Consider the following 23199-nt stretch of genomic DNA (forward strand, 5'->3'; position numbering starts at 1 on the left):
CTTTTATATCGTTTAGAAGTCTAGTTTACTAATTATCTCATTCGCCACTACACGTGCGCTTTGCTCATCGGTTTTAACAACGATGTCAGCAATTTCTTCGTATAGAGGGTTGCGTTCTTCTGCAAGTCGAATCAAAACGTCACGAGCCGGCTCTTCAGTTTGAAGTAGAGGACGACGTTTATCTCGCTGCGTACGAGCAACTTGTTTTTCAATAGGAGTTTCTAAATAAACTACTATTCCACGTGCCGATAATCGGTTGCGAATTTCTTTGCTAACAACTGAACCACCGCCAGTCGCTAACACGATTCCCTGTTTTTCTGTAAGGTCGGTGATAACAGTTTCTTCACGTTGACGAAACCCTTCTTCACCTTCAATATCAAAAACCCAGGCAATGTCTGCACCGGTACGACGTTCAATTTCCTGGTCAGAGTCGACAAATTGTAAATGCAACTGGTCTGCTAAGTGCCTACCAATAGTACTTTTACCTGCGCCCATAGGACCAACTAAGAAGATGTTACGTTTTTCAGCCATATTACCTAATTCAAATACATTTTTAGTGTGTTAACAAACAAGCCCCAGACACAAAAAGTCGCGCCCAAAAAATAAGGCGCGAATTATCGCAAAAAAAGTAGCTAAAATGCAAGAAAGAGTTGACGATCAAATGCTTTTATAATGCATCCGTTACAATTTTTGGTGTTACAAAAATCAGTAACTCTCTCTTTTCGTTGAAGGATGTGTCCGTTCTGAATACTCTTCCAATAAATGGTATATCACCTAACAAAGGCACTTTACTAACACTATTTATTACTTGCTGCTGGTAAATACCACCTAAAACAATGGTTTCGCCATTTCGCGCAGTAACCTGGGTTTGTAATTGTTGCGTATCAATTGCTACAGCAGGACCAGTTGGAGTTGAAACTGTATCGCCACGAGCATTTTGAGTTATGTTTAAATCTAAAATAACACTATTATCCGGCGTAATTTGAGGAGTTACCTCTAAACTTAACACCGCTTTTTTAAATGAAACTGATGTTGCACCACTTGATGCTGCTTGAACATACGGTATCTCAGTACCTTGCTCAATACGCGACATGCGTTGGTTTGACGCAGTAATTCTTGGTGTTGCTACAATCTCACCTTTATTTTCTCGTTCTAGAGCTGATAACTCTAAATCAAGCAATGTGCCATCCGCCAAACGAGCAATTTGCACCGCGATGCTACCAGCTGGACTTGCCACAGGTAGGTTCACGTTTAATCTAGGACCTGAGTCAGAACCTATTGTACCCAAACGAGTTTGACTAGCGCCTTCTAGCGAGCCAGAAACGCCCGTTGAGCTACTACCATCTGAACTATTGCCTGAGATGCCCCAACGAATACCTAATTGCTCATCAATATTATCCCTAATTGTCACCATACGAGCTTCAATAAGAACCTGTTTAATTGGGATATCTAATGTTTTAACTGCTTTTTTAACTGTTTCAATACCGCTTGTTGTATCTTTAACAAGTAGAGTATTAGTACGAGCATCAACCGAAACCTGACCACGAGGTGTTAAAATTGAGGTACCTTCAGACTTAAGTAACGCCGCTATTTCAGAAGCTTTAGCATAGTTGATCTGGATAAACTCGGATACTAAAACTTCAAATTCTTCTACTTTCTTTTTAGCTTCTAATTCTCGTGCTTCTCTTGCAGCTAATTCATCAGAAGGCGCCACCATTAAAACGTTGCCTTCCATTCGTTTGTCTAAACCTTTTGTTCTAAGCACAATATCTAATGCCTGATCCCAAGGAACACTGTTTAATCGCAGCGTTAATGTTCCTGAAACCGTGTCGGAAACCACTAAATTAAAGCCATTAAAATCTGCGATAATCTGTAACACAGTACGAATTGGTAAATCTTGGAAGTTAAGCGACATTGGCTGCCCTTGATACTCTGAGCCACCTGCCAATGTACCTTGCTGCTCTGGAGCGCGATTTACTGTTAACGTAAAGATATTATCCAGTTGCTGAAAATCATATTCAAAATCACCTTCAACATCGATAACTAGCTGACTGTTAGTTCCGCTTTGAAAGGTCTCTAATCCCGTTACAATGGTACCAAAATCCACAACATCCATTTTATAAAGTAAGTCGGTTAATATGTCAGTGTTATGGAATTGTATAAATATTTGTTGTTCTTTAGAGGTAACGTCTACGGCTGCCATATTGTCTTGTAAAAATACTAGAACGCGCCCTTCTGTTGCAGAGTTAACTTCTTCTCCACGCCTAAAGTCCAGTGCTTGAATTCTATTGATTAGTTCAATGTTAGTATTATTGTTTGATTGCAATTCAGTGGTTGGATTATCAGAGATTCGAATGAAAAACTTGTTACCTTCAACTCTAGATTTGTACAGTTTGAGATAATCTAATAATACGCTGACTAAAACACCATTCTCTTGATGCTTTGTCTCAATGTTGATAACGCCTTCTTTTTGAATCAGGATATTAACCAAACTTTCATCAAAATCGGTTTCATCGAAAAACAATTCTATTCTGGCTGGCTCATTAAATACCTGCACACTCGGATCAGAATACAAGTTTTCATCAAAAACAAACTCTAATTCTGTTTCGCCTTTTACAATGGGTGTATAGCGAATGTCATAAAGTAGCGGCACTGAGGCAGCAGTGAAAGTCAAAAATAGCGCAAAAAATGCCGTCAATATTCTATAAAACATAACGTTACTTTTCATTGTAATTAGCAGTCCATATTCTTATTAGTTTTATTCATTTACCGAACTATCGGCCAATTGTACTCTCGCAGTGCGTTCTTTCCAGCAACCTGCGCCATCGGGAATTAATTCTACAAGAATAACTCTATTGTCACTCACCGATGTGATGCGGCCATTATACAAGCCAACAAAATTCCCTTCTGTCACTCTATGTAATGACCCATCTGAAGCTTGAATTAACGCCCAAACTTCTTTGTCCGTACCTAGAGTACCTCTCATACTCAAATTGTCCAAAGCAAATTTTTCCAGCGGTTGTTTACGTCGTCTAGGATCTGGAGCCAAACAATTTTGAGCTGGCTCGTAGTTTTCTTGGATAACTTCTGGTGACGGCAAATCAAACGGACTACGTCGAGATATCATCGAGTAGTCAATGTGTTGAAATTGATTTACCGCAGGAATAGGTTCGATTTTCACTGGCGTACCAGACTTAATCTTATTCATGTATTGCTGTATGTCAGAAACATCATCATTACAGGCAACTAAAAATAAACTGAGTATTAATAAAACAACTCTACTCATTTTTCAGTCTCCTTATAACGATAAGTCTTCGCGACAACATTAAGGCGCAATTTGTCGCCATCAGCTTCGTTAATAGAAAAGTCATGTAAGGTTACAATTCTTGGCAGAGCAGCAACTTGACTTACAAACTGTCCAAACTCGTGATAGTCACCTATCACCTCAATTTGAATAGGTAATTCCGTGTAAAATTGTTTTTCTAGCTCCGGGAGCCAGTTAATTTTGATAAATGACAAACCGGAAGTCGTACCCACGTATGTAATGTCATCGAGCAAACCAGGCGTTTCATGTGAGGTAGGCAGACGTTTGAGGAGTAAAGAGAACTTCTCTTCCATATCAACCATCTGTTTCTTATACGAGTCTAGGTTTACTGCCGCACCGTATTTTATACGGTAGTTATTTTTCAGCTGAATTTCTTGAAGCTCTGCATTTTCCAGCGCCTCTACTTCACTGCTCACAAAAAACATGTAACTGCCAATGCCCACTGCGATAGAAACGATTGCTGCCATCGCTACTTTTGCGGCTTTAGGCCAAGAGCCCATATTTTCGAAATCGATGTCATTGATATCAAAGTCCGAGAAATCAAAGTTAAATTTATCTAAATTCACTTTTTATCTCCTTTATCTTCAACAACGTACTTTTTCACGGACACTGTCATTGTAAAGTCACTTAATAGCGCGGCGTCTTTTTCACCAGCCACAATAGAATCTAAATCTGCGGCTTCTAACAAGTCCGATTTTTCTATATTTCTCATCATATTAGAAAGTCTATTGTTAGACTCACTCTTTCCGTTTATGAGTAAAGCAGGGCCTTTTTTCTCAATTTTTGTTAGATAAATACCTGTTGGTACCATACCGGCTACTTCATTAAAAATTTCAGTGCCTAAGTTCCTACTTTCTTGCAGTTGCTCGATGAGTTCGATTCGCTTATTAAGGTCGGCCTTAGTGTCGTTAAGGTTTCTTATTTCTCTAATACGCTGATCTAAAATTGAAATTTCGCTTTGTAGGTAATTATTTCTATATTGCTGACCTTCTAATTGCTTAGAGTAATAAACGCTTAAAAGGAATAATAAAATCACCACAGCAGCAGATAGCATTCCTAAAATCGCCAAAAACTGTTGTTGTAATTCTTTTCTAGCGGTTTCTCGCCAAGGTAAGAGGTTTATATATGGCATTGTGAAAAGCTCCTTAATGCCAAGCCAGTCGCAATCATTAACTGGGACTGAATTAAGTCTATGTCTTCTGAATCAAGTTCCGCAGCAATTTCAAGCTCTGCGAATGGTTTTGCAATTACTGTATGAATACCCAACTCATCAATAAGTAATCTATCTAAGCCTGATATTAAGGAGGTGCCGCCGGATAAAACAATATAATCGACGTTGTCTTTTTCACTGGTATTTAAAAACATTTGAATAGAACGTCTAATTTGCTGCAATAGTGCCGTTTGAAAAGGAGCTAGCACTTCAAAAGTATAGTTAGGCGGAAGGTCACCGTTTACTTTTGCTTTCTCTGACTCTTCAAAAGAACGACCATAATAAGAAACAATTGAGTTAGTAAATTGCTCGCCGCCAAAGACTTGGTCGCGGGTATATAAAGAGCGTTCGCCCTCAATAATACTTAATAAGGTTATTTGTGAGCCCACATCAATAAATGCAACTACTTTCTTGTCTGCGTCATCAGGCAATTGACCAATACATAACTGGCCAGCCCTACTCAATGCATAACTTTCAACGTCTAGCACCTTAGGCTCAAAACCGCCTTCATTAACAGCGTGAGAGCGAGCTTCAATATTTTCGGTTCGGGCAGCACTTAAAAGAATATCTATTTTTGAAGGGTCTGCTTTATTTACTGCGATCTTTTCAAAGTCCAGACTAACCTCATCAAGGGGATAAGGTATTAAAGAATCCGCTTCTATTTCAATTTGGCTTTCTAATTCAGAATCTGAAAGAGTCACGTCCATATAGATGACTTTAGTAATGACGCTTGAGCCAGAAATGGCAACAGCGGCATGCTTAATTGATTTTGGGATTTGCTTTCTGATTTTATTCACGACACGAGCAACGGCTTCAATGTCCTGAATTTCACTATCCTTTATCATTCCCTTTGGCATAGGTTCCACAAGCGCTTCTTCTACTCTATATACACCATGTTGCTCTGACAGCAATACAGCTTTAACAGAATGAGAGCCTATGTCTATCCCCACCATATAGGGAACACTTTTTGTGAATAACTTCCTAATTGTATCTAACATGTCAAGTCACTGAGCTACCTGTTATTTATCCTACAAACTAAAGATTAGACTTTTTTTGTATGAATAAAAAGCCTTTTATAGAATCCTGTTCCGGTTATACTACCTACATTATCGTCATAACATATTTTTTTCTAGGTTTATTCAATGGGTTGGCTCAAAAAGTTAGGCAAGCTAGTATTTTTTGGGACATTGTTGTCCATATTAGTTGTTATCGGGTTTTATTTTTACGTTAAAGATGACCTTCCAACTGAAGACTTAATACGTGATGTTAAATTTCAAATCCCAATGAAAGTTTATACTGCAGAGGGAGAGCTCATTTCTCAATTTGGTGAGAAAAGAAGAACACCGGTACTCTACTCTGAAATTCCGCAAGAATTAAAAGACGCTATTATTGCAACGGAAGACTCTCGTTTTTACGATCACTTCGGTATTGATCCAATCGGTATTGTGCGTTCAGCCATTGCTGTCATTTCCACCGGCCGCAAGGCTCAAGGTGCAAGCACGATAACCATGCAGTTAGCTCGAAATGTCTTTCTTTCGCTTGATAAACGCTGGATGCGAAAAATAAAAGAGCTGTATATCGCATTACACATTGAGCAAATAATGTCGAAAGAAGAGATATTAACCTTGTACCTAAACAAGATTCCGTTTGGTAATCGAGCTTTTGGTATTGGTGCAGCCGCACAAGTTTATTATGGCAAAGACATCAGTGAATTAACTCTTCCGCAATTGGCAATGATTGCAGGAATCCCTAAAGCAACCACCAGATACAATCCAATAAGAAATCCAGATTTAGCAAAATGGCGAAGAAATGTTGTTTTAGGCCGGATGCATACTGTGGGCGCTATTGATACTGCAACCTTTGAAGAAGCTAAAAGTGCGCCTATTACCGCTAAACTGCACGGTGCAAAAATTACTGCCCCAGCACCTTATGTTGCTGAGCAAGTTAGAAAAGAGATGGTTGAGCGTTTTGGCTTAGAAGCAGCCTATACCGAAGGGTTTAAAGTTTTCACCACCATAAAAGGTGATGCGCAAATAGCAGCACGTCAAGCGGTGCGTTCTAACATTCATGCCTATGACGAACGTCATGGCTATAGAGGTCCAAGTCGCTATTTATGGGACGCTGAAAACTTAGATACCACATCTGAAGCTGGTGCTGAGTGGTCCAGTGAAAAAATTGTTAAGCACTTGTCTAGAATAAAAAATTACGGTGATTTAGTTCCTGCAGTGGTCACCAATGTAATGGAACAACAAATTTATGTGTTGGTAAAAGGCGGCAACGTAGAAATTATTGATTGGGATAATTTAAAATGGGCTCGTCCGTACATAAGTGATACTAAGCAAGGTGATGCTCCTGAAACCGCGTCGCAAATAGTGAAGGAAGGCGGTTTAGTTTGGGTTCGCGAAGATGAAAGCGGTAACTTCAGATTAGGGCAAAAGCCTACTGTTAGTAGCTCACTTGTTGCTATGAATCCAAATAACGGTGATATTTTGGCGTTAGTAGGCGGCTACGACTTTTCTCACAATCAATATAACCGTGTAACTCAAGCCAAAAGACAGATAGGTTCAAACATAAAACCGTTTGTTTATTCTGGGGCGCTTGATAATGGTGCCACTTTAGCAACGTTAATAAACGACGCGCCTATTACTAAATGGGAAAAGAACAGCGTTTGGCGTCCTTCAAACTCACCAGAAACTTATAACGGTCCTACACGAGTAAGACGAGGCTTAGCGGAATCGAAAAACGTAATGGCCGTCAGGTTAATGCGTACCATGGGTGTTGATAAAACCGTGGATTACCTGACTCGCTTTGGTTTTTCAAAAGCAGACTTACCATCTAATGAGACTATCTCGTTAGGCTCTGCAGCCTTATCTCCTTTGTCCGTAGTAACGGGTATGAGTGCATTCGCTAATGGTGGATTTTTGGTTGAATCAAACCTAATAGAACGAATTGAAAACGTGGCTGGTGACACGGTTTACCAGGCGACTAAAATGGTAGCTAACCTAGAAGAGACGGTAAACTTAGAAGAAACGTTTAAGTCACCTTCTGCAGAAATGCCTGCACCTCGAGTTATTTCTACTGAAAATGCGTTTTTAATATCTGAAGCTTTAAATAGCTCTATTTGGGGCGGCGGCACTTGGTCTAAAGGTAACGGTTGGAATGGGACATCATGGCGAGCTCGCGCTATTGGTAGACGCGACTTCAGTGGTAAAACGGGTACCACAAACGACGCCGCTGATACTTGGTTTACTGGCTTTAATGCATCGATTGTTGCCACTACTTGGGTTGGCTTTGATGCGCCAGGAAGACCGCTTGGTCGAACGACATTCAATTCTAATTTAGGTAACAATGAACAAGTGTCAGGTGCCGAGGCTGGTGCTACAACTGCATTGCCAGGTTGGGTTACTTTTATATCTCAAATTTCAGATAGTATTCCGCTTGCCAATAGAGAGATCCCCGAAGGCATTGTTTCCGTAAGGATTGATAGAAAAACAGGGCTGCTTTCTAGAAAAACTGACCACACAACGGAGTTTGAGTACTTCATAAAGGGTACTGAGCCCACTAAATATGTAGACGAATTTTCACCTATTACTATCGATGAAGAAAAAGATCTCATTGACGAAGAAGAAGGGATATTTTAATGATTAAGTTTTTCTTTATTATACCGCTGTTGCTAAGCCTTATTTGGTGGCAGTACTTAAGAATAAATAATTGGAGCATAGAGCAAGGAAAGCGAGGCTTTTTCTATATCATCGCGTTCTCAGTGGCACTTGCTGCGTTTTTCGGTTTGATGTACGGGCTAAATCACTACTTAAATTAACTACTATTTTTATCCGCAATTAACTACTTGTGCGCACTTAACTACTTGTGCGCACTTAACTACTTACGTGTAATTTACGTGTAATGAACTTCTTAGCGTAAGTACAAAAAAAGGCCGATGATAATCGACCTTTTTAACGTTCACTTTTAAAGTGCTTACTGAATACTAAACGCTGAAACTTGCTCCACAACCACAGGTTGTTGTTGCATTTGGGTTGTTCACAAAAAAGCGTGACCCTTCTAGGCCTTCAGTGTAATCAACAATGCCGCCAACTAAATATTGTAAGCTCATTGGATCTATCACCATAGAAACGCCTTGTTTTTCAATTTCCATGTCGCCTGCGTTTACGTCTTCGTCAAACGTAAAGCCATATTGGAAACCTGAACAACCGCCACCCGTTACATAAACTCTTAGTTTTAAGGCTGGGTTCTCTTCTTCTTCAACTAACTGCTTCACTTTGATCGCAGCCGAATCAGAAAATTGAATTGGCAATTCTGGAGTCTCTGTTGATTCTGCAGTCGGTGTTACAATGTTAGTCATAAAAAGTACCTCTTAAAAACGGGGCGCGATTATCTAATACCTGACAAATTTAATCAAGTATTCCAGCGCCTATAAATCGGGCCAATCCCTCTTTTCAGTAAAGGCCTTATACGGTTGCCATCGAGTTTTAGGTTGCACTACTTTAATTTCAATATGAGCAGGCGTAAAACCTTCCGGTAACTGAAATTGCCCTTCAAAATATTGAAAGTAATGAAAACTAAAGAGTAAATCTTTTGCTGTTAAGTTTGCTAACTTATCAAGATCAATTGTTGAACGTTGGCCATTTTCATACCCAACAATGTTCAAACTGATATTCCCTTTTGCATTACGCTTCTTGCTGTCGGTTTGTACAACGGCAAAATGAAATTTAAAACGATTCTGGCCTTTATCTTGTTCGATATTAAATTGCTCAATGGCCAAGCCGTCGGCAACTAGCTCTGGCGCCAATACCTTTTGATAAAAGCTAAGTTCTTTACGCAATTGAAACAGCTCTTCTCTTAACATCACTAACTCTTCTTGAGTTTGTTTTGATGCCTTTTTTTCAACTTGCAACTCAACCGTTAAATAGTTGTTTTTTCTTACGTGCTGATCAATTTCTTGATACAAACTTTCAAGCCGAGATTGCTGTTTAACTAATTGCTGCTTTTGCCAGTGATTTACACTACCACCTATCTGGTAGCTGATATATGCTGTTAGTGACAGTACAAATATCAGTAACATTAAAAATCTAAATCGACCTAATTTTTGTTTTAGGCCATTAAAACTGAGCCACTCATTCATATTGGATAATTTTTATTATATGTCATTGGTTTATGGTACACTTTGCGACCTTAGTTTGACTAGTTGTGTTTAACTATAATCATCATTATAAGGTTTGTTACCCAAGAAGGTAACCACTGTATTTTTAGAATATACCGGAACATAGATGCTATCTAACAGTCTTTATGCTTTGCGCAAACGATTAGCAATACCTCAAACAAGTATACAGCTTAGTATTCTAGGCCTGCTTGGCGGTATCGCTGCGGCATTATTGATTGTTGTTTTTCGCCTAGCAATTGAATTTATTCAAGAGACGTTTTCAGCCGGCGGCCCTTTCGATAGCATCCTAGATTATTTACTACCTACTTTACCTATTTTTGCAGCCATTTTAATTGCTATCTTCGCAGATATTACTGGCTACAAGCACTACAGACTCGGCATCCCTTTTGTTCTCCACCGAATCAAAGCTCATTATGGCAACATGCCTTTTTGGAATACAGCCAATCAATTTGTAGGTGGCATTTTAGCGCTCGCCAGTGGTTTTTCTGTTGGACGAGAAGGCCCTTCCGTTCATATTGGTGCTAGTGGTGCTAGTTATTTTGGAAGATGGCTTCGGCTTCCACATAACGCAGTTCGTACATTAACAGCCTGTGGTATAGCTGCCGGTATTTCAGCGTCGTTTAACACCCCTCTAGCTGCGGTTATTTTTGTTATGGAAGTAGTATTGCGGGAATATAAAATACACATTTTTATTCCAGTGATGTTGGCTTCCTCAGCAGGTTCTATAATCACCCAAGCTGTTTTTGGCCAGCACATTGAATTTGCGCAGCTTAGTGTATTTACATTGCCAGGTAGCCACTACCCTTGGCTAATATTGCTAGGCATTATTTTAGGCGTCAGCGCATATATTTTTAATACTAACCTAATGCGTATCATTCGAACCTTCCGATATGTGAACATGTTTCCACGTCTTTTATTAGCCGGTGTTTTAACGGCTATTGTCGGTTATTTTGTGCCTGAAGCCTTAGGTGACGGTACAAGCGCAATAAATCAGGCAATGATCTCCCCTACAAATCTAGAATTACTTGTAATCCTGCTTATTTCAAAATTATTTTTAACGCTTGTAGCAATAGGTTTAGGTATTCCTGGCGGCATCATAGGCCCAGTTTTTGGGTTAGGTGTTTTGATTGGTTTAATTGTTGCCAACTTGGTCATGCTTATCGATCCTAGCATTCATTTTATGGGGACCTACGCCGTATTAGGCATGTCTGGTTTAATGGCTGCAAGTTTACATGCACCGTTAGCGGCCTTAGTAGCTGTGGTTGAATTAACCAATAATCCAGCTGCCATAACGCCCGCTATTATTGTTATTGCCAGTGCGTATATCACCAGTTCTCAAGGGTTAAAAAACCGCTCTATTTTCTTACAGCAACTTGATTTCCAAGGCCTGATGTATCAAACACCGCCAGCAACCACCGTATTGGAAAAAATTGGTGTATTGGCAGAAATGGACACTAATTTAAAACTCATCAATTATGTGACTGAGCAGGATGTCCGTTTCCACTTAAACGACAAGCATGAATCACAGTGGCTTATCGTTGCTATGAAACATGACCTTGGCGTTGATTACTCTTTGGCAGAATTTGATACCAGCTACTCACGTAACAACGACAAAGTTAAATACACGCCGTTACTGACAATGGATACACGTTCAACTCTAGCGCACGTTTGGGAACTTATTAAAGATCAACGTGACGGCGCGACATTAATTACCAGCACCAGCGGAGAAAAAATTGTAGGCATCGTCACGTGGGAACAATTACGCACAATACTAATGAATAGGAACGCCTTGTTATGATCATACTTTGGTATAAAGCTTTTCACGTGTTTTTTATGGTGGCTTGGTTTGCTGGTATTTTTTATTTGCCGCGTCTGTTTGTTTACCATGCGGAAAATGAAGCTGCTTCAGACCCTGAAGATAAAATCAGAAACGATTCTAAAGAACAGGCTGATATTAGTCAAAAAACGATACCAGCCGAGTCTATTTTTCACACATCTGAAACCCTAAAAGTGATGGAGCGTCGATTACTGTATTTTGTTACGCCCTTCGCCATCTTCACTTTAATATTTGGATTGTTACTCATCCATAGCTACGGCATGGACTGGTTTAGAATGAGCCATTGGTTACATGCAAAATTGTTGTTAGTGGCATTTTTATATATCTATCATGGTTATTGTTTTGTTTTACTGAAGCGTTTTAAAGATAATAAAAATGACAAGTCCGCTCGCTTTTTCCGTATTTTTAATGAAGTACCTGTATTAATTTTATTGGCAATTATTATCTTAGCGATTGTTAAGCCTTTCTAATTGTCGAAGTCTGGGTTGGTCTGCTAAAATTGCCTTCCAACCATGTTCCACTCTTTTAAATAGGCTACTAAGCTGATGAACTTTACTGGGCAACACATACTTTCAGTTAATCAATTTAATCGTGACGATTTACAAAACATCTTTGATATTGCTAGCCGAATGGAGCCTTACGCAAAGCGCCAGTTGAGAACCAAAGTATTGGATGGTGCAATTTTAGGAAACCTCTTTTTTGAACCGTCCACCAGAACTCGAGTGAGCTTTGGTTGCGCGTTTAACCTGCTTGGTGGCGAAGTTAGAGAAACCACTGGCATGCAAACATCAGCGTTGGCCAAAGGTGAATCACTTTACGATACAGCTCGAGTAATTAGCAGTTACAGCGACGTGATTGCCATGCGTCACCCGCAAGCCGGATCTGTAGCAGAGTTTGCCGAAGGTAGTCGAGTGCCTGTTATTAATGGCGGCGACGGCGCTAATGAACACCCAACACAAGCATTGTTAGATTTATTCACCATTCAAAAGGAGCTCGCCGCTTTTGCTCAAAAAGTGGATGGCATGCACATCGCAATGGTGGGTGATCTTAAAAATGGCAGAACCGTACATTCTTTGTCGAAGTTGCTCGCGCTATATAAAAATATGCATATTAGTTTGGTTTCTCCAAACGAGTTATCAATGCCATCTTACGTTATTGATACGCTAGAAAATGCGGGCCATAAGGTCACAATCAGTGACAAAATGGAAAATAATATTGGTGCTGACATTGTTTACCAAACCCGCATACAGGAAGAGCGATTTGATAGCCAAGATGAAGCCAATAAATACCGTGGTCAGTTCCGTTTAAATAGCGATATTTATACAAAATATTGTAAGTCTAATACGGTAATCATGCACCCACTGCCAAGAGACTCTCGCTCTGATGCGAATGAACTCGACAACGATTTAAACCAAAACCCAAACTTGGCTATATTTCGCCAAGCAGACAATGGCGTTCTGATTAGAATGGCATTATTTGCACTAACACTTGGAGTAGCCGACAAGGTCGATAAATTTCAGTGTGATGTTCCTTGGGTAAGCTCAAAATAATTTTAAATAGGTAATAAACGTTTTATGACTAAATCAGCAGATCTTTTTGCACAAGCTAAACAGCACATCCCTGGCGGTGTAAATTCTCCAGTGCGCGCGTTTAATGGCGTTGGCGGCACACCAATCTTTTTCGAAAAAGCCGATGGCGCTATTGCTTATGATGTCGATGGCAAAGCTTATATCGATTATGTTGGCTCTTGGGGACCTATGATTTTAGGCCACAACCACCCAGCTATTAAAAATGCCGTAATTGCTGCCGTTGAAAATGGCTTAAGTTTTGGTGCCCCTACTGAAATTGAAGTTACCATGGCGGAAAAAATCACTGAGTTTTTGCCTTCAATAGAAAAAGTTCGAATGGTGAATTCAGGTACTGAAGCAACCATGAGTGCCATTCGTTTAGCACGTGGTTACACAGGTAAAAACAAGCTTCTTAAATTTGAAGGCTGTTACCATGGTCATGCAGACTCGCTTTTAGTAAAAGCTGGTTCTGGCTTATTAACGATGGGCGTACCGAGCTCTCCAGGCATTCCTGCTGACGTTGCAGCACACACTTTAACAGCAGAGTTTAATAACTTAGATTCAGTTAGAGAAATTTGTAAGCAGCACAGCGATGACATCGCCTGTATTATTGTTGAACCTGTAGCAGGTAACATGAACTGTATTCCTCCTGTTGCTGGCTTTTTAGAAGGTCTGCGTGAGATTTGTGATGAATACAATGCGGTACTTATCTTTGATGAAGTAATGACGGGGTTCCGTGTCCATAAAGGCAGCGCACAAGGGCTGTACAATGTAGAACCTGACTTAACAACGTTAGGTAAAGTTATTGGCGGCGGCATGCCTGTTGGTGCTTTTGGTGGCAAAAAAGAAGTGATGGCACACCTAGCGCCAGACGGTCCTGTTTATCAAGCAGGTACTTTGTCTGGTAACCCTGTGGCTATGGCTGCTGGTCTTGCGGCACTAGCTGAACTTGAAAAAGATGGTTTTCACGAGCAGCTAACTGCACAAACTGCCTATTTATTAGAAGGTGTTGAAGCACAAGCTGCTAAGCACGGTATTCCTGTTGCAACGGCACAAGCGGGCGGCATGTTTGGTATTTTCTTCACGGAAGCATCTAAAGTAACCACGTTTGCTCAAGTTTGTGAATGTGACGGTGAGCGATTCAAACAGTTCTTCCACCTTTGTTTAGACCGTGGTGTTTACTTAGCACCTTCAGCGTTTGAAGCTGGATTTGTATCTATTAAGCACGACCGTCCAATGCTAGACAAGACCATTGAAGTAATTGGTGAAGCATTTGCGGAATTAGCAAAAGCGAATTAATTATTGGCGACTGCTAACGTCAGGAATATAGGCCCGGGTTAAAAGCTGCGTTTAAAAGTCGCGATTGACCAAAAGTGTTTTAACAGTTGTTTAAAAGCCACCAAGCGTGGCTTTTTTTGTGCCTGTTCATTGACCTTTCGCATTGGAATTCTGACTATTTGTTTAGAAACTTTAAGGTTTAGGTTTTCAGCGTTTAAAGCCAATCAAAAAGTGATGGGCAGTCTTTAATTTTTGTAATTTTATCTACCCGAACTGGCAAACTGACATTCTCACCGCATTCATCAGACAATACTTGTCCTGTCTCTTTCTCAATAAATCTAAATTCCACATTATTTGGTTTTGGCTTGTTCACCGACTCTGCTTTTCGAGCACTTTGCAATTGACTAAATATAAACAAAGCGCCTTGACTGCCTGTAAGGTTTATAGGTGAGTTGTCATCTTTGCCGACCCAAACACTAGTTACCTTATTCTGATCAAAACCTACAAACCAGCTGTCTCGTAAATCGTCAGTGGTGCCTGTTTTGCCACCAAACTGGATGCCTTTATGCTCAGTTGCTAGCCTTTTTGCAGTGCCTATTTTAGTCACTTGAGTGAGCGCATAGGCCAATTCATAACTTGTGGCGTAATCAAATATGATTTGGCTATCTTCATTTTGAGTAAGTAACCGAATGCCATTGTTGTCGGTTACATGGGTAATGGCCCTAACAGGGAACTTTTGCCCAAAATTAGCAATGGGCTGAAAGGTTTCGGCAACTTGTAAAGGCGACATAGGTAAAGCACCAAGCAGTAACGATGGATATTTATTTATTTGTTGTTCAACACCCATCTTTCTAAGTGTCGATATAACCGAGTTTAAGCCTACGTCCATACCCAAATGAACCGTAGGTAGGTTTAACGATTGACTCAAAGCATCAAATAACAAGACTTCGCCGCGCAATTTTTTATCGTAATTAGTGGGCTCCCAAAGCTTTCCTTGGTTACTTTTCATTGATATTTTTTTATCTGGCAAAAGACTTCCCAAATGATAGTCAGGTTCATTTAGTGCCGTAAGGTATACCGCAGGCTTAACTAACGAGCCTATGTTTCTTTGTGTATCTAAAGCTCGATTAAATCCACCAGAGGCATTGTTTTTATCGCCAATCAAGGCTGAAATAGTGCCATTTTCTAGACTAAGAGAAACGACTGCCCCATTTAAGTCTTTTTGTTTATAACCAGATTCTAACTTACCTATACTCTTTGAAAACAATGATTCGTAACGAGACTGCAATAACGGGTCTAATCCAGTAAAAACCATCAAGCCACTGTTAAGAGGCGCAACCACGTCTAGTTGTTTCAGCTCCCTGTCTACTTGCTGCAAATAGGATGGAAAACGAGCCCGATGTTTTGCTTTGTTAACCGATAGCTTAATCGGCTGATCTACATACTGCTGATAGTCATCACGGCTAATCACATTAGAAGAAACCATAAGCTGCAAAACCAGATCACGACGCTCTTGAACACGCTCAGGATGGCGAATCGGGTTGTAGTAGGAGGGCCCTTTTACAATTGCCACCAGCATAGAAAACTGACCAGGTGTCAGATCAGCTAACCGCTGGTTAAAATAAAATTTACTCGCGAGCGCAAAACCATGCACACCACGACTGGCATTCTGACCTAAATATATCTCATTAAAATACGCTTCTAATATGGCATCTTTGCTATATCGGTAGTCCAATATGAGTGCAATGATGGCTTCTTTAAATTTTCTAAAATAGGACTTGCGGTTGTCATTGAGCAACAAGTTTTTTGCTAACTGCTGGGTAATAGTACTGCCGCCTTGAACCTTTCGGCCAGCAGCAATATTAGCAAATAAGGCTCTTACAATAGCTAACGGTGCAACACCGTGATGATGATAAAAATTCTTGTCTTCAACCACTAACAAAGCGTCAATCATCCACTCAGGAATGGTTGATAAATCCAGTATCTCTCTATCTTCTTTACTTTCGGTTGCTTGTCTAGATATTAACAAAGGTTCAACATAAGCAAGTGATTCCGCTTGCCATTGTTGCTCCACTAATATTTGTAATGCGGCAATTCGATTATTGTTAAAACCAATACGCAACTTTTGAGGAGAAACCAAGCCATCAAAACCAATGTAACTTCGACGATACACCTCAACAAAAGACTGGTTGATACTGTACTGACCTGGCTCTGAAACAACAGATGTAGATTTGTATCCTAGTAACTTAAGCTCATCCACTAGCTCTTGTTTAGGTAAAAATTTATGGTTATACAAAGACAACGGTCTAGCGAATACCTGAACCGGGGTGTCCCACTTTTGGCCTGACATGCGTTTTTGTACCCAGGCATCCATATACAAAGTGTAAAATGCCAAACACACAAGAATAAAGATAACTACCTTTAGTGCTCGGTAACTACCTGATTTTAAAACCTGATTTGGGTCGACATCATTGCTCATAAGGTTATATTTATTCTAATAATTATTGTTTTAACGCGTATCTCACCTTACCTTTTCCAAAGGCGTAAATAAACTATTTGGAAGGCATTTTTTTCTTAAGCGAATGTCCCGCCAACTCCGTTTGTGGAGAATCCGGCCATCTGTGTTTTGGGTAGCGACCTTTCATTTCTTTTTTCACCTCAACGTAAGCGTTATTCCAAAAGTGAGCCAAGTCTTGAGTCAACTGAATCGGTCTTTGCGCAGGTGACAGCAACTCAATTAGAAGCGCTACTTTTCCCTGAAAAATAGCTGGTGACGCGGGTTCACCAAACATCTCTTGTAATCGAACTGATATTTTTGGTGGTGTATTGCTGTAGTCAATTTTGCAACGAGTCCCTGCTGGCGTTTCATAATGCGACGGAAACCAAGTTTTTAACTGCTGTTGTTGTTCCCACGTTAGTAGGCTATTTAGCATAGTTATCACATCTAGTTTTTGCAGTTGCGGTAAACTTCTTACATTATCTAAAAAAGGACTTAGCCATTTTTCGGTATTATCCATTAACCACTCAACCGAACATTCTGGCCAAGATTGAGCTTTACTTGATGTTTCAGATTCGGTGCCTTTTACCGAATTTGTAATGTAGGCTAACTTTGTCAGCCACACCTGTATTTTTTTCTCATTGGCCCCAAAGCTTTTAAGACCCGTTTGCGAAACATAATCAAGCCATACTTTTTGCCATTGTTGTTCGCTAAAGTTCACTTTAATCGGCTTTTGCTCTAGCACTAATTCACCAATTTTTGTTTCCACAAAAGCAACAGGCGACTGTTTTTGTGAAGACCATGTCACGCTTTCTTTGGTCACAACTAAATCTGATAAATACTCATCAACTTGGCTTTCAGACAGTTCAGCGTAGTGCCTAATGTAATGACCATATTTACTGGCACTAAAATCCAAAACCACGATAAAGTCACTATTGCTTGGTACGCTACTATGATGAAATTCAACGGCTCCACCATTACTCATTTTCCAACGCTTACTTGTTTTTTTAGCAATTCGATCTGGGAAGGCATGCGCCAGCAACACGCCAAATACATCAGCATCCACTGTATTACCTTTTGACGGTTTCGATAGAAAGCTTGGTAGCAATTTTTCTGTATTGTTTTGCAACCCTAGTCGGCATTTTGTCTGGTTTAGCCGGATTAACACTAAGCATGTCACTTATGTTTTCAGGAATTCGGATCTGTGAGTCATTTAACCCAACATCTAGCCATGCTGATAAATAGCAGCCTGTTTGTATGAATACCGGCCCCATTTGTTTTGCATAACTCAGTAAACGCGTGAGCCTTATGTCACTGCCAAATGATTGATATTGAGTGGACAGCGTTGTAGTTATTAACTTTGACTGAGCGTTTTCAGTCGATGCCTCATGACCTAACTTTTTAACTTCTGTTTGACTGCGTTCTAAATATTGTAGTGCAACGAGCTTTTTCTCTGCGGCTTTTAGTGCACTTATTTCTGGTTTAGATGCCCAAAACAAATCATCAAATTGACTTCCCCACAGGGTGATCTCTAGCAGCAGCTGCGATAAGTCACTTCGTTCAATTTCAGCAACATCAAAGGTTGGTTTACGGCCCCAGTGTTCTTCACTGCCTAAACGATAACAAACGCCTGGCCTTAGTCTCCCTGCTCGACCGGCTCTTTGTGCCGCAGAAGATTTAGATATTGCTTGGCTAATTAAAGTGTCTGCATTAATTCTAGGTTGGTAAACATTCACTTTCTCTTGGCCACTATCAATAACAACATCAATGCCGTCGATAGTTAAACTGGTTTGCGCGATATTGGTGGCCAATACAATCTTTCGTTTACCTTTAGGCGCAGGTTCAATTGCCTTCACTTGCTGGTCAATCGACAAGCCTCCAAACAGTGAATGAACTTCAGTGTTATTGGGTAAATGACTCGCTATATAACTTGATACTCTTTTGATGTCGGCCATTCCAGGTAGGAATACCAGAATAGAGCTGTGGGTTTCTGCTAACGCTGTTTTTATTGCCGATACTATGTTGTCAGCAGTAGGTATAAGTTCGCTTGGTACGTATCTGTACTCAATTGGAAACTGTCGTCCAGCGGCACTTATAACTGATGCATCTAATTGCTCAGATATGTTTTTAATGTCGATAGTGGCCGACATAATCAATAATGCTAGGTTTTCATTTAGTTGCTGGCAATCCATGCTCAAGGCCAATGCTAAATCAGAAGACAATGAACGTTCGTGAAATTCATCAAAAATCACCAGCCCAATACCGCTTAATTCTGGGTCTTGTTGGAGCATTTTAACCAGCACGCCATCCGTCACTACGGTCAATACGGTTTGACTGCTAGTGTGATTTTCCCCGCGCATAGCAAGACCAATGGTTTGGCCTACTTTTTCGTTTAATTGTTTTGCCAAATAGTGGGCTATTTGTCGAGCCGCGACTCGGCGAGGTTCTAGAATGATGATCTGATTGTTAGGAGAAAATTGACCAGAAAGATTTTCGCCTTCTTTTACCAATAACAATGGGAGTCGTGTTGATTTACCTGCACCAGGCTCCGCTTGCAATACTAAACGGGTTTGCTGTTTTAATAGCGAACATAATTCTGGAAAAATTTGATCAACAGGTAAAGATTGAAGACTCATTTAATGGCTCACAACAACGTAAATTGGCGTCATTATATGCCAAGAAGTCAGTCTTCATAAGTAACATTCAATACAAATGCTTATTTAGACCAAACGCTCCTAGAAAACTGCGGTAACGAAATTGACGCCCATAGTTGCTTACACAAAACATCGGGTTGAGTATGATCACCACTAATCAACCACTCCACCAGCGGCGTTGGGTCGCTAGGATAATTAATAGCGTCATTGTCTGGTAATAATAACCAACGCTCCAACTCTGACTCGTCTAACCCATTAATAACCGTAGCCAGCCCCAAGCTACGAAGGGTTTCAGCATTTGATTCTTGCTCAAACTGGCCTTGCAAAGGTTTTAATAACAGCTTTTTACCGGCGCAAAGTGCTTCACTGCTAAGTTCAAAACCCGCATTTGCGATGACGCCTTTTGATTCCTCAAGGTCTTTTAAAAAGCCAGTTCTACAAGCGCGTCTAAATAACACGTTATTTACTTTTCTTTGTGCTTTAACATCAGGGTGATACAACACAAACTCTTGATCAAGCTGGCTTTCCAATAACTCAACCACTTCATTTATGTCCTCAAAGGGCATATAAACCAGTACATTTTCAGAGCTTGAACTGCTGCTTACTTCACGTTCAATAAAGGGCGGCATAATTGACTGGCCATAATGGTACCAGTGCACACCAAGGGCAATGTCGCTCGGTGCAAAATTTCTAAGTATTTGTCTGTTTAACCAACCTAATCCTAAAGATGGTACTTTATCTTTTGTGAAGACCGCCTGATGGCTAATATTGATCACCTTTTTGCCCGCTTTACGTCCTGCCCACGCTGTTATAGGCTCAAAATCATTCAAGATTAAGTCGTAGCTGCTAACATCAAAATTTTGGATGTCTTTATACATCTTTAGCGGACGCGCTTTTTGAATCGTTTTTAAATAACTAATGGTGCCATGTTCAGACACAAAACTAAGACCCTTAAAGGTTTGGTAATTTCCAAAATCTTCCATATCAAAATACTGTCCCGCAGGTCGACCTGAAAAAACGTAATCCACTTCAAGGCCTTTTTTCGCCAGCGCTTTTGCCATTACTCTAGCTCGAGTTATGTGGCCATTTCCAGTACCTTGTATTCCGTATAAGATTTTCATAAATTCACCTTTTAAAGAACATTCAACGTATTAATAACAAACTCTGCACAAGCGATTCCAAGTACTGCACCAATAATGGTGTCGCCAGGAAAGTGTACGCCTAATAACACACGAGAAAGTGCTATTAAACTCGCCCATATGTAAGCAAACACAGCCAAAGCAGGAAAATAGGAAGCAACAACCGTTGCAAATAAGAAAGCAGCGGCACTATGCCCAGACGGCATACTGAACTTATCTGATGGGGAAATATGAGACTTAAATGCCACTAACTTTTCAAAGGGTCGATTACGTTTAACTACGTTTTTTAAAAGTATATAAATTGGTAGTTCAACAGCAAAGGCGACTAACGCAGTATAAAAAAAGTCAGGACTGAACTCATCACTAAGAGCAATAGTGGCGAGCGCGATAACAAAGTATAAGTGGCCATCGCCTGTTTTTGAGACCCACTTGCTTGTGTTTTTGATTGAATGTTTTGATATGCGATTGAGTTGGTAAAAAAGCTGAGTGTCTAACTCTTGTAACTTGTTATTTTTAGCGATACCGAACATAGTAACCTCACCTATTAGTGAAATGCATTGTTTGCATGATTCAATATTAGGTGAGCTATATTTCTTCTATGTTACTTTTACAAGACAAATTGATGAAATGAAGATGATAGTTTCTGCTTTATCATTTACTTACATGGCGTCAAAAACTTCATACATCACGCCTTCTCTTAACGCTGAAGTTACCACTTTTAACGATTGTATGTTTAGTACTTCAAAAGCCGCAATCATAATTGACAATCCTGCGGCAAACACGTGTTTTCGGCATTCATTAATTTCGCCAATACTTAACGCTTCACTGTTTCCAGCATTAATGCACAAACGCTTTAGTTTGTATAAGTCTTCAAGCGTAATAGCCTGCTTAGACAAAGGTTGTCCGGTTTCCTGAGCTATAACACTCACTAAACTTTCTACCGAGCCTGAGGTGCCTAAGCAAACTTCCCAGCCTTTATTTACAAAAGAGCCTTCAATGGTTTTGAGATTATTTTTTGCCGCGTTAATAGCTTTATCAAAGGCATCGTTGGTCATGATATTTTGAGGAAAACAACGGTGCGAATAACTAACACAACCCATGTCTAAACTCGCGGCTAAATCAGACTGCTTATTTTGGCCAATGACAAATTCCGTACTACCGCCACCTATATCAATAATCAAAGTAGATTTGTCTAACGTATGACTTCTAGCCACACCATTAAAGATTAGTTTAGCTTCTTCTTCGCCAGATAAAATTTGGATGGGATATGAAAATACCGATTTTGCCGCACGCTCAAAGTCAGCAATATTTGTGGCGTTTCTAAGTGTATAAGTACCCACCACCTTAACAAAGTCAGGTTTATAGGTTTGAATTCGTTGGTTGATCTTCTCCAATGCCTCTACACCACGTTCTATTGCGGCATTAGAAAGCACCATGTCATCCGACAAACCGTCGGCTAAACGAACTTTTTGTTTTAATTTATATAAGATCTTTACTGATTGTTTACTCATTTCTCCCACGACAAAGTGGAAGCTATTTGAACCAATGTCCAGTACAGCGATTTTGGTGGTATCACTAAATGCTAAATCGCCCGATCCCGGTTGGGAGTTTGTCATCTAAAAGGTTGTCCAAAAATAAGGTTTTATGCAATTTTAATACAATTAAGATACCCATTTCCGGTCTACTTGTCGATTATTGTTGTTCTGTTGCTGTTTGCTCCAATTAACTTGACCTAAAACATCAACGTTATCAATGGCATCGTTCCAGCGTAGTAATTTAAGATCGCCTAACTCTGTCTCTACAAGCACAGTACAATTTTCCACCCAATCACCGTCATTACAGTACATCAGACCATTTTCTAAACATATTTGAGGATGGTGAATATGCCCACAAACAACACCATCTACCTGCTGAAGTTTGGCTTCCGATAATGCAGCTTGTTTATATCGTTCAATGGCCTCATTGGCCTTTTTAACTTTAGTTTTTAAATAGGAAGCGAGCGACCAATAAGGTCTTCCGGTTGCTTTTCGGGCTTTATGTAATTGCCTATTTAAAAATAACAACAAATCATACAGCGCATCGCCTAACTTCGCATGAAAGCGACCAAAGCATACTTGCTGATCAAATTTATCGCCGTGTAATAGCAGTAACTTTTTACCTGACACGGTTTCATGAATATATTCTTGGTGTATTTTCATGCCGGCAAAATTAAAGGACTGATAAGAGCGAACCACGTCGTCATGGTTGCCTGGAATATAAATGACTTCCACGCCCTGTTGTGACAATTCTAATAAATGATTAAACACTTTATTGTGCGCTTCTGGCCAGAAAGTTCTTCTATTCAGAGCCCAAAAGTCAACAATGTCACCCACAAGAAAAATACGTTTTACTTCGCAGCTCTTTAAAAAGGATAATAAAAACTCTGCTTTACAATCTTTGCACCCTAAATGAATGTCCGATATCCAAAGGCTTTCATAATGATGTTTAGTACTCATGTTTGCTCCTATAACTT

At 40.0% G+C, this 23199-nt stretch carries 21 protein-coding genes; 6 read left to right on the plus strand and 15 right to left on the minus strand.

Translation table 11 applies throughout. The features are described 5' to 3' along the window. Positions 1 to 12: 12 nt before the first annotated feature. From aroK to GNP35_RS12010, 6 genes are all read right to left on the minus strand, one after another. On the minus strand, positions 13 to 531 hold the full coding sequence (gene aroK / locus GNP35_RS11985; protein WP_155696334.1) for a shikimate kinase AroK: 519 nt from the start codon (positions 529 to 531) through the stop codon (positions 13 to 15). A 136-nt stretch (positions 532 to 667) separates the two neighbouring features. Next, the gene (locus tag GNP35_RS11990) at positions 668 to 2728 is read right to left on the minus strand and encodes a type IV pilus secretin PilQ (RefSeq protein ID WP_155696336.1); all 2061 of its coding nucleotides are present in this window, start codon (positions 2726 to 2728) and stop codon (positions 668 to 670) included. 30 nt (positions 2729 to 2758) lie between these two features. After that, positions 2759 to 3286, minus strand: a complete 528-nt coding sequence (locus GNP35_RS11995; protein WP_155696338.1) for a pilus assembly protein PilP — start codon at positions 3284 to 3286, stop codon at positions 2759 to 2761. Beyond that, positions 3283 to 3825, minus strand: coding sequence for a type IV pilus inner membrane component PilO (locus GNP35_RS12000; RefSeq protein WP_155697134.1), 543 nt, complete (start codon positions 3823 to 3825; stop codon positions 3283 to 3285). Before GNP35_RS12000 ends, GNP35_RS11995 begins: the two co-directional genes overlap by 4 nt. Positions 3826 to 3887: 62 nt before the next feature. Beyond that, positions 3888 to 4457, minus strand: a complete 570-nt coding sequence (locus GNP35_RS12005) for a PilN domain-containing protein (protein ID WP_155696339.1) — start codon at positions 4455 to 4457, stop codon at positions 3888 to 3890. Continuing rightward, entirely contained in the window at positions 4445 to 5533 is a 1089-nt protein-coding gene (locus GNP35_RS12010; RefSeq protein ID WP_155696341.1) for a pilus assembly protein PilM, read from the minus strand. Before GNP35_RS12010 ends, GNP35_RS12005 begins: the two co-directional genes overlap by 13 nt. A 144-nt stretch (positions 5534 to 5677) precedes the next feature. On the opposite strand from GNP35_RS12010, the gene GNP35_RS12015 reads away from it, so the two are divergent. Together GNP35_RS12015 and GNP35_RS12020 are read left to right on the plus strand one after the other, a co-directional pair. Beyond that, positions 5678 to 8176: a penicillin-binding protein 1A gene (locus GNP35_RS12015; RefSeq protein ID WP_155696343.1), complete on the plus strand. Its 2499-nt coding sequence runs from the start codon at positions 5678 to 5680 to the stop codon at positions 8174 to 8176. Further along, positions 8176 to 8355: a hypothetical protein gene (locus tag GNP35_RS12020; RefSeq protein WP_155696345.1), complete on the plus strand. Its 180-nt coding sequence runs from the start codon at positions 8176 to 8178 to the stop codon at positions 8353 to 8355. Before GNP35_RS12015 ends, GNP35_RS12020 begins: the two co-directional genes overlap by 1 nt. 165 nt (positions 8356 to 8520) lie before the next feature. Here GNP35_RS12020 and erpA read toward each other — a convergent pair whose 3' ends face one another. Continuing rightward, on the minus strand, positions 8521 to 8895 hold the full coding sequence (gene erpA / locus GNP35_RS12025) for an iron-sulfur cluster insertion protein ErpA (protein WP_155696347.1): 375 nt from the start codon (positions 8893 to 8895) through the stop codon (positions 8521 to 8523). A gap of 69 nt (positions 8896 to 8964) precedes the next feature. Then, on the minus strand, positions 8965 to 9615 hold the full coding sequence (locus GNP35_RS12030; protein ID WP_155696348.1) for a DUF6776 family protein: 651 nt from the start codon (positions 9613 to 9615) through the stop codon (positions 8965 to 8967). A gap of 205 nt (positions 9616 to 9820) precedes the next feature. Here GNP35_RS12030 and GNP35_RS12035 point away from each other — a divergent pair, with 205 nt between their 5' ends. The 4 genes from GNP35_RS12035 to hemL all read left to right on the plus strand — a co-directional run bounded on the left by GNP35_RS12035 (position 9821) and on the right by hemL (position 14418). Continuing rightward, complete coding sequence (locus GNP35_RS12035) at positions 9821 to 11512, plus strand: chloride channel protein (protein ID WP_155696349.1); 1692 nt, start codon at positions 9821 to 9823, stop codon at positions 11510 to 11512. Further along, positions 11509 to 12021, plus strand: a complete 513-nt coding sequence (locus tag GNP35_RS12040) for a CopD family protein (protein WP_155696350.1) — start codon at positions 11509 to 11511, stop codon at positions 12019 to 12021. The genes GNP35_RS12035 and GNP35_RS12040 overlap by 4 nt, the downstream gene beginning before the upstream one ends. Positions 12022 to 12096: 75 nt before the next feature. Next, a complete protein-coding gene (locus GNP35_RS12045; RefSeq protein WP_155696351.1) occupies positions 12097 to 13101 on the plus strand; it encodes an aspartate carbamoyltransferase in 1005 nt (334 codons plus the stop codon). A 24-nt stretch (positions 13102 to 13125) separates the two neighbouring features. Beyond that, a complete protein-coding gene (gene hemL, locus GNP35_RS12050; RefSeq protein WP_155696352.1) occupies positions 13126 to 14418 on the plus strand; it encodes a glutamate-1-semialdehyde 2,1-aminomutase in 1293 nt (430 codons plus the stop codon). A 193-nt stretch (positions 14419 to 14611) separates the two neighbouring features. Here hemL and mrcB read toward each other — a convergent pair whose 3' ends face one another. The 7 genes from mrcB to GNP35_RS12085 all read right to left on the minus strand — a co-directional run bounded on the left by mrcB (position 14612) and on the right by GNP35_RS12085 (position 23182). Further along, positions 14612 to 16876, minus strand: coding sequence for a penicillin-binding protein 1B (gene mrcB / locus GNP35_RS12055; RefSeq protein WP_155696353.1), 2265 nt, complete (start codon positions 16874 to 16876; stop codon positions 14612 to 14614). A gap of 73 nt (positions 16877 to 16949) precedes the next feature. Continuing rightward, positions 16950 to 17960, minus strand: coding sequence for an ATP-dependent helicase C-terminal domain-containing protein (locus GNP35_RS16360; RefSeq protein ID WP_155696354.1), 1011 nt, complete (start codon positions 17958 to 17960; stop codon positions 16950 to 16952). A 4-nt stretch (positions 17961 to 17964) separates the two neighbouring features. Continuing rightward, entirely contained in the window at positions 17965 to 19530 is a 1566-nt protein-coding gene (locus GNP35_RS12065) for a DEAD/DEAH box helicase (protein ID WP_155696355.1), read from the minus strand. A gap of 80 nt (positions 19531 to 19610) precedes the next feature. Then, positions 19611 to 20669: an MJ1255/VC2487 family glycosyltransferase gene (locus GNP35_RS12070; protein WP_155696356.1), complete on the minus strand. Its 1059-nt coding sequence runs from the start codon at positions 20667 to 20669 to the stop codon at positions 19611 to 19613. Positions 20670 to 20680: 11 nt separating this feature from the next. Then, on the minus strand, positions 20681 to 21217 hold the full coding sequence (locus tag GNP35_RS12075) for a phosphatase PAP2 family protein (protein ID WP_155696357.1): 537 nt from the start codon (positions 21215 to 21217) through the stop codon (positions 20681 to 20683). 129 nt (positions 21218 to 21346) lie between these two features. Beyond that, entirely contained in the window at positions 21347 to 22303 is a 957-nt protein-coding gene (locus tag GNP35_RS12080; protein ID WP_155696358.1) for a Ppx/GppA family phosphatase, read from the minus strand. 45 nt (positions 22304 to 22348) lie between these two features. Further along, positions 22349 to 23182 (minus strand): UDP-2,3-diacylglucosamine diphosphatase, encoded by an 834-nt coding sequence (locus GNP35_RS12085; RefSeq protein ID WP_155696359.1) that lies wholly within the window; start codon positions 23180 to 23182, stop codon positions 22349 to 22351. Positions 23183 to 23199 lie beyond the last annotated feature (17 nt).

The organism is Psychrosphaera haliotis, assembly GCF_009728465.1.
GTDB classification, from domain to species: domain Bacteria; phylum Pseudomonadota; class Gammaproteobacteria; order Enterobacterales; family Alteromonadaceae; genus Psychrosphaera; species Psychrosphaera haliotis.

Bases quoted from the DNA above. Each gene is read 5' to 3' on its own strand.
- aroK (WP_155696334.1), bottom strand. From the start codon at position 531: ATGGCTGAAAAACGTAACATCTTCTTAGTTGGTCCTATGGGCGCAGGT.
- GNP35_RS11990 (WP_155696336.1), bottom strand. From the start codon at position 2,728: ATGAAAAGTAACGTTATGTTTTATAGAATATTGACGGCATTTTTTGCG.
- GNP35_RS11995 (WP_155696338.1), bottom strand. From the start codon at position 3,286: ATGAGTAGAGTTGTTTTATTAATACTCAGTTTATTTTTAGTTGCCTGT.
- GNP35_RS12000 (WP_155697134.1), bottom strand. From the start codon at position 3,825: ATGGGCTCTTGGCCTAAAGCCGCAAAAGTAGCGATGGCAGCAATCGTT.
- GNP35_RS12005 (WP_155696339.1), bottom strand. From the start codon at position 4,457: ATGCCATATATAAACCTCTTACCTTGGCGAGAAACCGCTAGAAAAGAA.
- GNP35_RS12010 (WP_155696341.1), bottom strand. From the start codon at position 5,533: ATGTTAGATACAATTAGGAAGTTATTCACAAAAAGTGTTCCCTATATG.
- GNP35_RS12015 (WP_155696343.1), top strand. From the start codon at position 5,678: ATGGGTTGGCTCAAAAAGTTAGGCAAGCTAGTATTTTTTGGGACATTG.
- GNP35_RS12020 (WP_155696345.1), top strand. From the start codon at position 8,176: ATGATTAAGTTTTTCTTTATTATACCGCTGTTGCTAAGCCTTATTTGG.
- erpA (WP_155696347.1), bottom strand. From the start codon at position 8,895: ATGACTAACATTGTAACACCGACTGCAGAATCAACAGAGACTCCAGAA.
- GNP35_RS12030 (WP_155696348.1), bottom strand. From the start codon at position 9,615: ATGTTACTGATATTTGTACTGTCACTAACAGCATATATCAGCTACCAG.
- GNP35_RS12035 (WP_155696349.1), top strand. From the start codon at position 9,821: ATGCTATCTAACAGTCTTTATGCTTTGCGCAAACGATTAGCAATACCT.
- GNP35_RS12040 (WP_155696350.1), top strand. From the start codon at position 11,509: ATGATCATACTTTGGTATAAAGCTTTTCACGTGTTTTTTATGGTGGCT.
- GNP35_RS12045 (WP_155696351.1), top strand. From the start codon at position 12,097: ATGAACTTTACTGGGCAACACATACTTTCAGTTAATCAATTTAATCGT.
- hemL (WP_155696352.1), top strand. From the start codon at position 13,126: ATGACTAAATCAGCAGATCTTTTTGCACAAGCTAAACAGCACATCCCT.
- mrcB (WP_155696353.1), bottom strand. From the start codon at position 16,876: ATGAGCAATGATGTCGACCCAAATCAGGTTTTAAAATCAGGTAGTTAC.
- GNP35_RS12065 (WP_155696355.1), bottom strand. From the start codon at position 19,530: ATGAGTCTTCAATCTTTACCTGTTGATCAAATTTTTCCAGAATTATGT.
- GNP35_RS12070 (WP_155696356.1), bottom strand. From the start codon at position 20,669: ATGAAAATCTTATACGGAATACAAGGTACTGGAAATGGCCACATAACT.
- GNP35_RS12075 (WP_155696357.1), bottom strand. From the start codon at position 21,217: ATGTTCGGTATCGCTAAAAATAACAAGTTACAAGAGTTAGACACTCAG.
- GNP35_RS12080 (WP_155696358.1), bottom strand. From the start codon at position 22,303: ATGACAAACTCCCAACCGGGATCGGGCGATTTAGCATTTAGTGATACC.
- GNP35_RS12085 (WP_155696359.1), bottom strand. From the start codon at position 23,182: ATGAGTACTAAACATCATTATGAAAGCCTTTGGATATCGGACATTCAT.